The following is a 15000-nucleotide window of genomic DNA, read 5'->3' as shown; positions in this document are numbered from 1 at the left end:
CTTCAAGCCTTGTACCATTAAAAAGCATTGCTTATTTGTTTTCTTTTATTAGTATTAATTTTCTGTGGCTCATTATCAAAAATTTCTATCTTACCTTCCTTGCTTTTCAGTTTCCAAGGGGAGGATTTAATATCTAGTATCCCTTCCATATGCAATTCATTTACAGTTGAAGAAATAGTAGAGATGGAACAATTCGCTAATTTTGCTAAAATATTTATTTGTAGCCATTCGGGAAAAACCGGAACCTTACTATTGGATTTATGGTTTTCAAGTAAAAAATTAAGTGTCGATATAATTTTATTTTTTGATTTTTCTGTGCCAAGTAATGCTTGTCTTCGCATGTCTTCCTCGTTTTTTTCTGCAATTTGCAAGAAAAAATTTGATAAAATTTGATCTTTTTCCAATTTCCCGAAAGCAGTTTCAGCATCAATAAAACAAATTTCAGAAGCTTCGAAAGCCTTTAATACCACTGGATTTCTAGTAGGGAAAATTAAACTTTTTGGAAAAAAACATCGTGCTATTCCTTTTTTATTTCCATTGATTTCCTCAAATACCACTCCACTTTTCACCAACAAAATATGTTCCCTATCAACAGTGGTACTTTCCCATGCCTTTAACTTTTTACGAACATAAGAAAAATTATTTAACAGATATGCATATATGATTGCATCTCTCTGCATATAATCGTGGTAATCGATATACTTCATAGTTGCTACCATCCTTTCTGAATTTCCATCACATTTCTTATTATCTAGCAAAAGTAATTTAATTCGTACACTCATTTACAACTGATTTACGTGATTTATACTATTTCTCGCCATTTTTTCGTAACATTTTCTGCTTGATTAGTACTAAAAAAAAACATGAATAGCTATTTATGAACATTTGATAAGGTTTTCAAAAAAATACTTTTTTAATTTCTACTTCAAATTAACGAAAATTCACTGCTTCATTAAAGAGCATTTTTAAGGTTATTTTTATTAATACAAAACAAAAATAGCCAGTTTATGTACATTTATATAAATGTCTAGCTTTTTATTATCTATTAATTTGTTTAAATTATGTCAAAAATAAATCACTTATTTGCTCATAAAAAACACCAATGACTTTACCAGTCATTGGTGCTAGATTTTTTACAATACATATAGATAAAAAATTATTGTTGCTGATTAGGTTGCTCCGTAGTTTTCGATGCAATAAAATATTCGCCATGCTCTTTAAACAAAATAGTCATTGGGAATTCATCTCCATTTTTTGCTTTATAAATTTCTGTTCCTTCACTTAAATAATTAGAGGTGAAATCTTCATCTGGTATTTGGTAATGGCGAATTCTATGCTCTATCTCGCCAATTTTCTCTAAAGCATCTTCTTGCTTTGCAGGTTCATACGTCACTATATATAGAATCCCGTCCACTTGCATCATTTCTACAAGATTATCTCTATATAACAACCACTTTATTCCGAAAACCACTGCACAAATAACTATTACTGACAATATTACTATCAACCATTTTTTTATCTTCATTTAAAGCTCTCTTTTCTATGTTGTATTTTTTATGTTTTTATAAATAAAGGATATAACATGCGGACGAAGTGTACAACTAAAATGACGTTTGATTGAAAAAATAGAAAACCTATTAAAATTATAAAATAATTGGTATAGTATACCTACACAATAATCAGTGGAATTTAAGCGCTTTCACCGCATACAAATTGGCCATAAAACCTCATATAAGGAAACCAAAAGCGGAGAAAAAATAATTTGAAGAGGTGCAAAACATGTTTAATGAAAATGAACTATATCCATTGCTACTAAGTAATAACTTTTCTAAGATTGACGATTTTCTAAATAAATATGGCCTAAATGGTGTGGATCGAGACAGCCGGTCGTTATTAATGTCAGCAGTCGTAGAAGGAAAAATGAGTATTATCGCATATTTGATTGAAAAAGGTAGCGATTTGAATTTACATGATAAAAATGGATTGACTGCTTTACATTTAGCTTCAATAAATGACCATGCGGAAATAGTTGAGTACTTGATTTCAAAGGGAGCAATTATTGATGCTAAAGATAATAATGGAAATACAGCATTATGGCGTGCAGCAATGGAGTTACCTAAAGAAGCTAAATCAATAGCTATTTTACTGGAAAATGGAGCTGATGTCACAAAGCAAAATAAATACCACATATCTCCCGAAGACTTATTGTCTGATGAATAATCTTGACATAATAAAAACCCCAACAATTATTGAACTGTTGAGGTTTTCCAATATGGGTTGTGAGGGTTTCGAACCCCCGACCCGCTGATTAAGAGTTGGTTTTGTGTTAAGCAGTTACACGCATTTATGAGATAAAAACGGCTATGTTACGCGGTTTATATCTTTTAGAAAGCTGTTACAAGAAGCTACAAGTATTTATATGTTGTTTTGGTCTGCCCCATTTATGCCCCGCAAATAATCTTTATAAATACTTTCTATATTAATGTCAATTATTCGTTCGTCAAATCGCTGTAGTTGAACTATATTTCTTTCGTGGTCCAAATAAACAGGAACTACATACTTATAGCGTACATGATGATTGTTCTTTAAAAACAGTACTTCTATTGACCAATTTCTTTTTAACGCATCTGCTAACACTATTGAGTGTTCTAAAATATCATCAATTAAATTATACATGTTCTTCACCTCTTAAAAACATTACACGAACAAACGTTCTTAAAATCAAGTAGTACTAAAATATAGTCTGTTTTCCTGCTCGTATCATCTTAATAACCCAAGGTATAGATAGAATAAAACTATTTATTACAAATGTCATAAGTAGTACTCTAATATGCATTTGTATATTTATTACTGTAGTTTGAACCAGTAAAACAGAGAATATTACTAGAAAATGAATAGATTCTATAAAAATGAATTTTTCATTTTAAAATAGTATCCTACCGATTCACGCTCCATTTACTCTTACAAATTCCACCTTACTGTTCAAACGTAATTTTTCACGGAAAATTTAATTATCATTACTCTTGACTCGCATCAAAATCAGAATTCAAATTATTGTCTTCTGTCAAAATTTGATTATCTACCGCATTTTTATATTGTTGGACTTCTTCTGTTTTAGCAAGCTCTTTTTGGGTATCAATATTTTGCGTTTTTTCATCAAAAGAAATAGTCGAGTTGGCGCCAGATACTAGCAATGAACCATCATCTTGTGTATATGCATTGAATATATATACTTTTCCAATTTCCGGAAGTAGATCATCTTCAAAAATATCATACGCAGAACCATCTTCTCGAATACCACCTTGTTTTGCTAAAGTAATTTCGTTATTGGTTACTAATTCATTTTTCAAATTGTATAGAACCTTAATTTTATAATTTGTAAATGCTTCTCCTACATATTTAACCGAACCATCTTCTTGCTCTAATGGTGCTTTATCTTTATATGTTGTTCCAGTATTTTCTGTTACTTTACCGACAAACACATAATCAGAACCACCGACTACTGCATTAGGATTATCGACATCTAGATTATAATCTGCATGAATTGCATATACTGGAACTTCTTTCTCCTTCGCTTCTTTGTTATCTAACTTTGTGTTCAATGCTAAAAAACAAGCAAAACCCAAAATACTGATTACTAAAATGATTATCCCAGCTGTTGTTTTTTTCATTTATGTACTCCTCTAATATTTTTTATATGCTGCATCATAAGATTTTTTATCATTTGTTGAAAGCGTGGTTTTTGATGTGCTGTACATATACATTATGTCTGATGAAGTATTATGAGCCAATCGCAAACAATGACCTAATTCATGTGTTGCCACATTCTTTTTCCCCGCAGCATTTTTTTTATCCATATTTTTCTTATTAAAAGTAATTTTCCCACTACTATATGTAGTAGCATTCACATAGTTATTTGCAGAAGTATCGTTACAAAATACATCCTCCAAAACTTTAGGAGAATCTGGTCTTATGACACCTTTTTTGTAACTATTCCATGTAGCTGCGCCAGACTTAATATAAGACATATATTTAGAATTACCATCGTAGTCCAAATGTTTCCCAGAATCAACTAAATCCCAACTATTAATTTTAGCTGCAGCATGTACTTTTATGTCTGGAATTACTATTACACTCAAACAAACACATATTAAAAAGAATAAACAAGTTTTCTTCAATTTTTCTACCTCTCTTTGCTGTAATATTTTTTGATAAGAAAAAAAACAATACTTACTACTACGAAAATTAACAAAAAGCTTCCTAGTAAATTAAACCAATTAATACTTATACCTTCGTTTCCCATAAAAAACGTTCCTGTAAAACTACTTTTCTCATCTGTCATACTAGTTACATTTAGCCATCTTAAAGGGGCACCATAAAAGTACTCATAAAAGCTTACCTTGTCGCCATCTGCTACCCCAAATCTTGGGGGAACTATAAATAACATAACAATTAATAAAATACCAGAAACAAACATTCGATTAACTACCCATTGTATTTTTTTCATGCTATTCCTCCCTTTTATATTTATCGCAAAACTATGCTTTGACAATATAACATAACAAGCCAATGTATAACCAAAAATGTAATGAAATGTCCGATTCTTGTCATGAACGACTAAAAACGAGACTTATTTAGATTTATTCTTACACAATTTGTGTAATATTGTGTATCTAATCACAAAATATTGCTCAAGATGAGTTATTATTCATTATTTATGCATTTCAATTTCTTTTTGACACAAAAAATACATATCCACTTATAATACAAGCTTGTTTTTATATAAAAACACCTTATTTATTTAAATATTTATCATATTTCATAATATCCTAGTGAATAAAAACAGTATAATTATTCAATAAGTCTAAAAATTATTGACTCTTAATAAATCTGTGTAATAATAATCTAATAGGTGCTTTTTGTACCTAGTAATTTCATTCAACTATTAGCGGTTTTATATTACTGCAACCTTGAACTCTTTGTTCAGGGTGTTTTTTTGCATAAAAAAGCCCTAACGGCGAGGTTAGGGTGGTTTAGTCATTATACTCAGTAGGTGTCATTTCTGTGCTTGCAAAATCAATAAACGGAATATGATAAGTTGGGTACTCCGATGAATCAGTTATACTAGAAACCATCGGTCTTATATAAGCAAGTAACAACGCAGGAGCATTTACTGTTAACAAAGTATTTATGGTTTCTTCATCAATACCTTCCTGCCATAAAAATTTACTTTCCATTATTAATTTAAGCTCGAATGGAAACGAATCTCCTTTTTCACCTATAATTATAGTAAGACGCACTAAAGCTTCATTCAATTTGTCATCTTCACGTTTTACCATTATACTACCGTTTGCAGATTCCATATCTGTGTCCATTTTTTCTTTTATAAAATCATCATTAACTTTAAAGTACATATCAGTTAAAACAGGATTTTCAAATCGAAAAATACTATTTTTTAGTTTCATTGTTTCACCTCTCTGTTATGCTGCGCCTTGTAAAGTTTTCAGATCAACTTTATTTACTTTACTACGTTTATACACATCTTCACTTTTATCACCTTCTAGTACTGCTTTGGCAAAATCTACATTTTTAAGATTAAGTTGCGTTAGGATATAAGAGTCTTCATGGTTTATATAATTTTCAGAATCACTGGAAAGTTCCCTTGAGCTAATACTCATACTATTATTTATATATTGGTATTCCTCTTTAAGTTCTAATTGATAACCAGCCGAGATGAAAATGGTAATGGCTTCCTCTGGTGTAAGCCATTCTTTTACATTAACAATATTTTCATCTAATACAATACTTCTATCCTCAAATATTCCCATAATTTATTCCTCCTTACTTTCTACAATTGAAGTTCTCTACAAAGCGAACTTTATTGTTTTTTATAGCTTTTGCCTTTCTTAAACTCAATTTATAATTATAGGCGAATTCACACTATAATTTCACAAATAAAAAACCGCTTAAACTCTTTGTTTAGGCGGTTTTCCAATATGGGTTGTGAGGGGTTCGAACCCCCGACCCGCTGATTAAGAGTTTTCTTCCCCAATAATAAACAATGAATCAAAAACGTTAGAAATCGCTATATATCAACGTTTTTATTTTTATTCACACAACATAAAGTAATCAAAAACAGCTGAAAGTTGCAGCTCTATGGTCTCCTTATGGTCTCCTTTCAGCAATGTTTTCATGTGATAAAACAAAGATAAGTTATTACTTTTTTCTCTCTATATAAGAGTAAAATTTTTTCTAAAAAAAGCAACAGCATATCATTAATTCTTACTTTTTCATTGTTTTTGATAAAAAGGCATCCACCATATGAATGATTTCCTTTTGTCTAAAAAAAGGTATTTCTAGATATGGGACTTGATGTTCTTCACACCATATTCGTTTAAGTTCCATATTTTTGAGAATGTTTTTAAATCTTTGAATGGATGCACCTCTTTTATAATAATGATGTGTTCCGTGATATTCAATAAAGCACCATTGGTTGTCATTTTGAAACGACACGTCTACTTGTAATCCTCTACTATAACCATTCTTTAGGCCTTTGAAACAGCGCTCTCGATAAAACTTAATACCATTATTTGTTAAATGCTGACAGATGAGCTGAACCTGCCAACTTGGCTGAGAGCTGACCAAAGGAAATATCTTATATAATTGTTCCGCTTTTGTATCATATGAAAGAGCTACAACAAATACTTTTTTTCTTTGATCATCTATTTTAATCATTGTAAACGTATCAACATGTACTCTTTCCATATCTCTATAAAGCAGGTACCACTTATACACTTTTTCTTGGATATTCCCTCTTTGTAGAAATGATATATGAATTACATTATAATTCTCTTTAACAAAAACCAATTCATTCATACAATCACTACTCCTCTCAAAATTATAGAAGGACTCTATTCCAACCAATTAAAATAACTTTTTAATTTCTAGCTATAAAAAGTAACAGAAAAAACCTTTTACTAGAGATCATTTTAATGTTTTGAATTCTAAAAAATTCAAACTAGTATATATAAACATACAGTGACAAAACAGTGAATTCATAAATAACTATTCGTTAGATTCATAAGACCATTGTAACCTATTAATATTTATCGTTTTCTTTATCAAAATAGAGTCATTTGTATCACAATTCTTATCAATCAACTTGGTTTCGATTTCAATGAACAATTCATCCCTAAAATCTTCCAACTTATTGATAGACAAAATGTTCCAAACTACTTCCATTAGACTTTCCAGAGGACTATTTCATTTCTTCACATAGTATCTATTAAAGCTTAGTTTGAGCATGATTTCCTAGAAAGTTCAGAAGATGTAAGTGAAATTTGTTATAAGTCTCTTATTAGCAAATTTTTTTAGCTTCAACATTATTTTACTAAGCGTTTGGATATCCAATGCGCAAATACCACATTCAAAAAAATAGCAAACATCATTAGTGGCAGCCCCATTAAAATAAATCCCCATTGTAAATTTTGTTCTCTTACAATAATTATAGCTCCGTAGATAATAAAAATACTTGTTACTATCCCGGTTCCAGTAGCTGGAATATACTTTCTGATATAAATAGATTGAAATAAATGCATAACTGCATGGACACAGTATCCAAACATTAGGCATACATAAAATGAATACCATTGATATATACTAGTTAAAACTGCAAGGAAAACTAAAATAATGAATTCTTCCAACACAGCAAACGCAAATTGAGAAACAGAACCTCCTAAAGAATCCCCCAGTCTAGACATAAGTTTTTCTGGAACCTTAGCTCCGATAATTTCTTTATTTTTATTGAACCAACTATGCCCATAAATAATTTCCTCAAAATCATGGATTATAAATAATGACGGAAATAAGAACACCCACATTATTGTTGCCATATCAACTTCACCTTTCCTAATTAATTTATTCAGATATCATCTGATAACAACTGTAATTGTATCATGACTGGTTTTTATTTCGTTATTTCTAAACTTTGTTCCTTCATATAATAAACCTTCTTTTAACAAAAGGGAGACATTCCACTGGATCCAAAGCAAATAAACAATTTCATCTTCTATTGCCTGAGTAGCTATAACAGAGAGCTTCTATCCATTCTGAAATAATATTCCAAAAAAACCTGTTTTAAACGCCATTCGAAAACAAGTTTCTTCTTTCTGATCCAGATGATAAAAACATTTAAAAAGATACTTTTCTTTATCTTCAGGGCATCCAGCTCTAAACTATTAATATTCTCACGTAATTTAGATTCAACAAAATCCAATGTTTCAATTATTATAGAAAAGAGAGTCCTCATGTTTAATCCATTTTTCTCAATCATAGCCTGTTTCTAACACTATATTTAACCATGCACTATAACTCCTGAATAAAAGTATTTCTGCTCGCCTTTAAAATCATAGCTTCAATAGTTAACATATCATATTAACTTTTACTATTCTAGATATCACTTTTTCTTTGATTTTTTTAAATTCTTCTGAATTTGAAAACCTTTCATTTCAAGATATTTTTCCTAATATTGCATTAAAAACGGCTGAAAAAATTTTGCTGTATAATCTAAATAATTTAAAATAGTGGTATTACATAGTGTTTATCTCTTTTCATCCCTAGAATTACTGGTGGTTGAACAACTCGTGCCATTTCCCAGTTTCAACGATGGTATAGCCAGCTTCTATAATACTTTCTTCTTGTGTTTCGTAATGAGATAAATCATTTATGTGAACAGGAACAACAACAGAAGGAGTAAGAATTTCCACAAATTTATGAAGCATTGGAATATCCATTGTCAACGGACCACCTCTTTTATTAGCTTGTACATTCCCTAAATTCGCAATCAATAGGTCCACTTTTTCTGGAAGTGTTTGGATAATATTTCTATGAAAAACTGTATCTGATGTAAAATAAATTTTTTTCACCTCAGCCCCCTCGATAACTGTCAAATAATACCCATTGACTTTTCCAATCCATTTTCGCATAAAAAAAGAACTTGCATGATAAGCAGGAATAGCTTGAATCTCAACAACTATATTCCCTTTAGCAAAAACATACGTTTCTTTCCAACTTATTTCTTTACTATTAATATCTGCTAAAAAAGCGCTGGAATCTTTATTACTAAGAACTACGGACTTTTGAGCAATTTTTTCTTTTCCAAGTTTATCTATATGATCCTCATGAAAATGACTTATTAACCATACATCTACATCCTCAAAAGTTTCTTTATCAAAACGCGGACTTTTCAACCGTTCTGATTCAAATGTTTTAAATTTTAATTTCGTTCCCTTTTCAAAAAGCGCTGGATCAATGGCGATTTTCAACTGACTATTTATACGTAGTACGCAAGTTGCTATCCCGACATGAAACAATTCTATTTTCATACTCATTTAACTCCCATCTTTAGGATTTCCGTAATATACCTTTGTCTATATTATTATCTATTTCCCGTCTTAGGATAAACGCTAAAAACAGTAAATACTCCTTAATTAAGAGCTCTACATTTTTTTAGATATTTTGACATACACATTTCCAACATTAATTGTTTGTTACTCAGCTAACACCTTTAAGATTAAATACACGTCTTAACTTCAAGGCAACTGCACGATGAATTTCTGCTAATATAAAAGATATACAAAATGTAATTACCGCAATACCTGGTAGCATAATAAGTAAATGGTTTTGGATCAATATTAACTTACTCAACCAATCAATTAGTATAAGTAAAACAGCATTATGAATAAAATATATAAAGAAAACATTGGGTGTTATCTTATCTACCACTACATCTAACCAATTAGTTTGTATCTTGACTTTATAAAAGAACATAAAGATCGAAAATGAACTTATCGCTACAAAAACAGATAAGTAATTATAAAAATACTTAATCATCGTAGTAAATCTAAATTTACCTCTCTTTTCAATGATAATTTTCCTCTTTTTTCGTATAATATATTTTGTAATAGTATAGTGCTCTCCCATCATAAGAATCTGATTAAAATCCATTTTCATTCAATTTATTGCATCCTATTTCTATCCAGTATTTGATTATCCCTACTTACTCCCTTCTACAATAGCAGAATCTATTTCCAATTCACTTGTTCATGTTGTCATAAATTCGGATAGTCCCTTCTCTTCTAGTACACTAAATAATGCAGATTCACGGAAAGCTATGGATATATTTTCTGTTTTTCGATTTATATCTTTTTTTTAAATTCAAATTTACTGTTCCTCCTTAAAACTTCTATGTCCTATAAATTATCTTGTATTCCACCTCTAGAAATGTACTTTTTATGTAGCATTCCGGACTTTTGAAACTATCTAAAACAAAATATATTTCATAATAAAAACTACTATCAACATAACTAATAGTAAGTAGTCTCTTTGCTCCATTAACTTGACTTGTAGAAAAATAAATACTATATGTAAGTCCTGTAAAAAAGCTTGTCTAAGATTAATTTATAAAGTTCTAATAAAAAATCCACAACCTGTCATCAGCCTGTTATTAAATTGCAACACATTCTCTATGTGAGGGTTATAATGAGAGTAAGGATGGTGATAAAATGAATGTAGTAACATCAGTAAATTTTAAAAAAGACATGTTTAAGTTTCTAGAAGAAGTAGCCAGTTCTAACAAAGTAATAGAAATAACTATGAACAATAAACAAGGGTTACATGATGACGTTATTCTTGTCTCTAAACGAGAGTGGACTTCTATGCAAGAAGAACTTTATTTACAAAGAACTGGCACACTAAATTACATTTCTAGCTTAATGGAAAATTCAACCAAAGATGACTTTGAGGAAATATAAACTGACTTCTATATAGAAAGATTTCAACATACAAGCCGAAATCCCTTCCTTTTGACTTCTTTTTTCATTGTTCTTAAAGTTGATTGCTCAGCTGGCTTCTCCATCTGTGTAGAGAAGAAAATACGCAAACTGTATTCATTTTGCCGGTCTATTGGCAAATTACTAAACGAGTTCCATTGAATTCAAAACTTTTACGTGATTATGCCAGCTCCAGCTATATGAGAAAGTCATCGGTTTATATTGTGTTGAGAACTTGCCGGAAAAAGGATGCTTTTCACTCAAAAAGATAGATGCTGTTAATGATTTCTCATTTTTATGTGTTGTTTATATTTTATAGCCTTGCTCCGGTTCATGTGTTTTTTTGGGGTACATCGTTAGGTATGAGGCTGTTAAGATATTATCATTTATTCACGAAAAAATAGAAGAGTTTGCTTTTTGTAACATGGTATAATAAAAAAGAAAGACCTCCGCGAACATGGCTCCCTTTGCAAATTCACCATGTAGTGGTGGTATCTTAAGTGTACATGAATGATTTTCTCGCGGCAGTATCAGCTCATGTGGAGATTGTTTTTCCGTTTTTATTATCAAGAGAATTATAACAATAAGAGCGTCAAATAGGCGTACCTCATGTCTAATAAAAGAAAAACACCTTTCCGTTTACTACTGGAAAAGTGTTTTTCTTTTATTTTTAACTTCTTTACTTATAACAAATAGCTTTCCTATATCTAATCTCTAAAATTAGGATAAAAATACATGTTGTTCCAAAAGCTTCTCTCTTTTAAAACAAGAATCACTCTATTTCTTCTCACTTTTTCCGCCATATATAATAACTTCCTAAAATAACTAATAAGCTCCCAATCACTGGATTAACTACATTATTTTTATCCCCCGTGCTCGGTAAACGCCCATCTTTACCACTTATAATAGAAGATACTTGATGTCCGTTTGCTTTTTCCTTGGACGGTTTACTTGGGGTGACTTTACTTTCTTCTCTCTTAATTTTAAAATAGGCTACTTGATTATTTTTATTTGTCACAACATATTTACCTGGATATTTGATTCCATTAGAACTTATATTTTTAATAACGGCTCCTTTTGGCAACCAAACATGCATTCTTCCATCTTTTCCTGTGACTAAGTGGGAGGTATTATACGAATAGGCCGAACCGTTTCCTTTGGTAAAGGTCACTGAAACTTTTTTCCCAGGAGTTGAATTACCTTCTAAAATAACAGTGATTTGTTTTAACCCATCCCCATCTGCATTTTTAGGGGGTAAATTAAATACATTACTTCCAGAAGGAACTTCTCCATAACTTCCTCCCTCAATTACTAACGAAGGTGTTTTGGTATCTCCTTTTGTAGAAGTTGTCCCATCAATAACATGGATGCCTTGACCAGAATCAATCGCTGGAGAACCTGATGCCGTGTTATTTCCACCTGTAATTGTTCCATTACCATCTACATGGATACCTGTTCCACCATCATTCCCACCAATTCCTGAAGCATTCCCAGTTCCTAAAGTGATATCCCCGTCAGAATCAATACCATTCCCTCCTGCATTTGGCGACTCTCCCCCTTGACCTGTTATAATACTGGAATCATTCGTGGAATTCCCACCATTTTCAATATCCCCATCAGAGTGAATACCGTCTCCTGCATCTTTTCCACTACCACCAGTACCAGTGATTGTAGATCCATCCGAATTAGTTATATCTCCACTTGAATGAATGCCGTCTCCACCATCACTACTGTTAGTGTTATCTGGATTTCCTGCATCCCCACCATTACCAGTAATAGTCCCATTACCAGTATTATCAATAGGTCCTACATCTATTCCCGAACCACCACTTCCATTCGGAGTAGTATTACTAGAACTAGTGCCTCCATCTCCACCTGTACCTGCTACAGTGCAATCATTATTAGTAATCAATCCAGTCCCTATTGTAATCCCATTTCCGCCAGAACCTGAAGGAGCTCCGCCTTTCCCACCAATCCCTTTAATAACCGATCCATTCTGCGAAGATAATGCCGTAGAATTTCCTTGTGTATTATCTATACTAAGACCATCTCCTGCATTGGTAGTACTACCCAATCCACCTGTTCCAACTATTTGAGAATTATTAGATTGAATAATTCCACCAACTTTTATTCCCGTCCCTGATACTCCACTGCCTTGATTGTTTCCGCCAGAACCTATTACAGCTGCGCCTCCAGTTGCAGTAATATCTTTCCCAACGAGAATACCTATTCCACCTTCTCCTGGTCCATTTCCCTGTCCACCAGCACCAGTTACTCGTGCACCATTGGATACGCTCAACGATTGATCGGTTTGAATACCATTTCCACCAGAACCAGTTGTCCCACCATCTCCACCTGTACCACTCAGATTTGCGCCAGTAATAACGTTGGAATTCCCTGATGTTGTTTGTATTCCATCTCCCCCACTCCCAGCGCCGGCGCCATTACCGCCTTCTCCTAAAATCTCAGCTCCACCAGTATTCGCAATTAAATTTGTTTCTATTCCTACTCCACCTGTACCAGAGGTAGTTGCGTCTCCACCTGTACCAAGAATCGTACCACCATTATCTGAATGGATACTATCATTAGCATTAGTATTTGCTGGATACCCTGAACCGAGCGATCTAGCTGCAGCTAAACCTGTGCCACCTTCTGTAGCCCCATTTCCACCTGTACCAGCTATATTCCCTCCACTCGTGATATCAATAGATTTCGAAGTTAATACTCCTGCGCCACCTATTCCCGTTAACCCTGTACCTCCGATACCATTTAGATGTGCGCTATTTTCTACAATGATTGTATCTTGAGGTGAAGAAGCACTTCCCGAAGGATAATCTGCTGCAACTACTCCTGCTCCACCATTAACACCTGTATTACCTCGAGCAGTTACTATCCCTAATTTTACATTTATCTTACCTAAGCTAAAAATACCGTTTCCACCATCATTTTGTTGAGAGGAACCGCCTGTAGCATTGATAGTAGGTTGTCCATTTTGAGCAACTATAAAATCACCTAAGGTCTCTATTCCATTTCCACCAGGACTATTATTCGTGGAATTCGAGCCTGTAGCTGTAATATTAGTGTTATTAATTGTAACTGACCCATTAGATGTAATACCAGCATGACCGGTTCCATCATTTCCCGTGGTCGCTATCGCTTTCAATCCCCCTCCTGAAATGGTTAAAGACGCGTTAGAATTAACATAAATACCAGCTCTCCCACCACTTCCGTTAGTAGGTACTCCAGGAGGAATATTGTTATTATTACCTTGAAAAACAGCGATTCCTGATAAAATATTTATATGTACGTTATCAGAGCCGTCTCCACCATTAATGGTTAACCCAACATAATTTTGCCCTCCTTGAACATTAATAGTAAGGTTATCTCCACTACCACTAACAGAAATCCCGGAAACATTACCTGTATTACTACCATTCCAAACAATTGAATCCCCCACATACACTGACATCACATTCACATCTGCTAATACTTTGTTATTTACGCTAAAAAAAATCAATAGGATACTTACCAGACAAAGTATAGTTTTATATCCATACTTTTTCATTCTCTAAACCCTCCTCTATTCTATATATTATATTCTATTGCATTAACAACCTAAATCGATTTAATAACTTCTTTTTTATAGCTTATTATTCCCTTTATTAGCTCTCTTAATCCTAAATGATAAACTTTTCTGTATATTTACAAATTATCATTACATCTATTGAGCAATAGGAACTAGCATAAATATTTGTTGTATACTTTTCCAAACCCAAGAGGTCAAGATTACAGTATAATTTAAGCAAACTAAAGTGCCAGATTCATGAGCATCTAGATCATTCATTCTATTCTTTGATAATAGAAGACTTTACTAGCACATAGCCGTCTGGTTTAAATATTTTAAGTATATTTACAAATTCATTCCTCTACTAATAACTATATTCTTTTCTCTCATCTGTTTTCTACTCTTTAAAAATAAACAGAAGAATCAACAAGTCCCACCTTCATCTCTGAATAGTTCCCTGCTGATTCTCTGTTATTATATTACTTCGTTACGCTTTCTTTTTTCTTCTTGCCCATAACCATACTCCGGATAGGTACGCTAATAATCCTGCACCTATTCCTTGTAGAGACAACATACTCTTATCTCCTGTTTTTGCTAACTTCCCAT

At 32.3% G+C, this 15000-nt stretch carries 15 protein-coding genes; 2 read left to right on the top strand and 13 right to left on the bottom strand.

The genetic code is table 11. The annotated features are described in order from the left end of the window. Positions 1-17 precede the first annotated feature (17 nt). Together HCB45_RS09905 and HCB45_RS09900 are read right to left on the bottom strand one after the other, a co-directional pair. The gene (locus tag HCB45_RS09905) at positions 18-707 is read right to left on the bottom strand and encodes a cyclic nucleotide-binding domain-containing protein (RefSeq protein WP_185319557.1); all 690 of its coding nucleotides are present in this window, start codon (positions 705-707) and stop codon (positions 18-20) included. 449 nt (positions 708-1156) lie between these two features. Beyond that, positions 1157-1525, bottom strand: a complete 369-nt coding sequence (locus HCB45_RS09900) for a hypothetical protein (protein ID WP_185319558.1) — start codon at positions 1523-1525, stop codon at positions 1157-1159. 254 nt (positions 1526-1779) lie between these two features. Between HCB45_RS09900 and HCB45_RS09895 the strand changes: the two genes are divergently transcribed. Next, a complete protein-coding gene (locus tag HCB45_RS09895) occupies positions 1780-2220 on the top strand; it encodes an ankyrin repeat domain-containing protein (protein WP_185619739.1) in 441 nt (146 codons plus the stop codon). Between the two features lie 195 nt (positions 2221-2415). Here HCB45_RS09895 and HCB45_RS09890 read toward each other — a convergent pair whose 3' ends face one another. The 9 genes from HCB45_RS09890 to HCB45_RS09850 all read right to left on the bottom strand — a co-directional run bounded on the left by HCB45_RS09890 (position 2416) and on the right by HCB45_RS09850 (position 9383). Further along, positions 2416-2676 carry a hypothetical protein gene (locus HCB45_RS09890; protein ID WP_185607970.1) on the bottom strand — a complete coding sequence of 87 codons (261 nt, stop codon included), beginning with the start codon at positions 2674-2676 and terminating at the stop codon, positions 2416-2418. Positions 2677-3017: 341 nt separating this feature from the next. Further along, positions 3018-3671 (bottom strand): cell surface protein, encoded by a 654-nt coding sequence (locus HCB45_RS09885; RefSeq protein ID WP_185319561.1) that lies wholly within the window; start codon positions 3669-3671, stop codon positions 3018-3020. 12 nt (positions 3672-3683) lie between these two features. Further along, positions 3684-4178 carry a matrixin family metalloprotease gene (locus HCB45_RS09880; RefSeq protein ID WP_185319562.1) on the bottom strand — a complete coding sequence of 165 codons (495 nt, stop codon included), beginning with the start codon at positions 4176-4178 and terminating at the stop codon, positions 3684-3686. Between the two features lie 5 nt (positions 4179-4183). Next, positions 4184-4507: a hypothetical protein gene (locus HCB45_RS09875; RefSeq protein ID WP_185319563.1), complete on the bottom strand. Its 324-nt coding sequence runs from the start codon at positions 4505-4507 to the stop codon at positions 4184-4186. A 526-nt stretch (positions 4508-5033) separates the two neighbouring features. After that, complete coding sequence (locus HCB45_RS09870) at positions 5034-5465, bottom strand: protein-export chaperone SecB (protein WP_185619737.1); 432 nt, start codon at positions 5463-5465, stop codon at positions 5034-5036. Between the two features lie 15 nt (positions 5466-5480). After that, complete coding sequence (locus HCB45_RS09865; RefSeq protein ID WP_185319565.1) at positions 5481-5828, bottom strand: hypothetical protein; 348 nt, start codon at positions 5826-5828, stop codon at positions 5481-5483. A 454-nt stretch (positions 5829-6282) separates the two neighbouring features. Continuing rightward, complete coding sequence (locus tag HCB45_RS09860; protein ID WP_185619736.1) at positions 6283-6876, bottom strand: hypothetical protein; 594 nt, start codon at positions 6874-6876, stop codon at positions 6283-6285. Positions 6877-7382: 506 nt separating this feature from the next. After that, positions 7383-7892 (bottom strand): HXXEE domain-containing protein, encoded by a 510-nt coding sequence (locus HCB45_RS09855; protein ID WP_185619734.1) that lies wholly within the window; start codon positions 7890-7892, stop codon positions 7383-7385. A gap of 729 nt (positions 7893-8621) precedes the next feature. Beyond that, on the bottom strand, positions 8622-9383 hold the full coding sequence (locus HCB45_RS09850) for an MBL fold metallo-hydrolase (protein ID WP_185619732.1): 762 nt from the start codon (positions 9381-9383) through the stop codon (positions 8622-8624). Between the two features lie 1179 nt (positions 9384-10562). Between HCB45_RS09850 and HCB45_RS09845 the strand changes: the two genes are divergently transcribed. Further along, positions 10563-10811, top strand: a complete 249-nt coding sequence (locus HCB45_RS09845; protein WP_185619730.1) for a type II toxin-antitoxin system Phd/YefM family antitoxin — start codon at positions 10563-10565, stop codon at positions 10809-10811. An 805-nt stretch (positions 10812-11616) separates the two neighbouring features. Here the strand turns inward: HCB45_RS09845 and HCB45_RS09840 are convergent. Continuing rightward, positions 11617-14394, bottom strand: coding sequence for an LPXTG cell wall anchor domain-containing protein (locus HCB45_RS09840; RefSeq protein ID WP_185619728.1), 2778 nt, complete (start codon positions 14392-14394; stop codon positions 11617-11619). A 487-nt stretch (positions 14395-14881) separates the two neighbouring features. Next, a partial coding sequence (locus HCB45_RS15460) for an LPXTG cell wall anchor domain-containing protein (RefSeq protein ID WP_185619726.1) occupies positions 14882-15000 on the bottom strand: 119 nt, incomplete at its 5' end.

Origin of the sequence: Listeria farberi (assembly GCF_014229245.1) — a bacterium.
GTDB classification, from domain to species: Bacteria; Bacillota; Bacilli; order Lactobacillales; family Listeriaceae; genus Listeria; species Listeria farberi.
The sequence above is the reverse complement of the archived record's forward strand: the minus strand, read 5'-3'. Positions and strand labels throughout refer to the sequence as shown.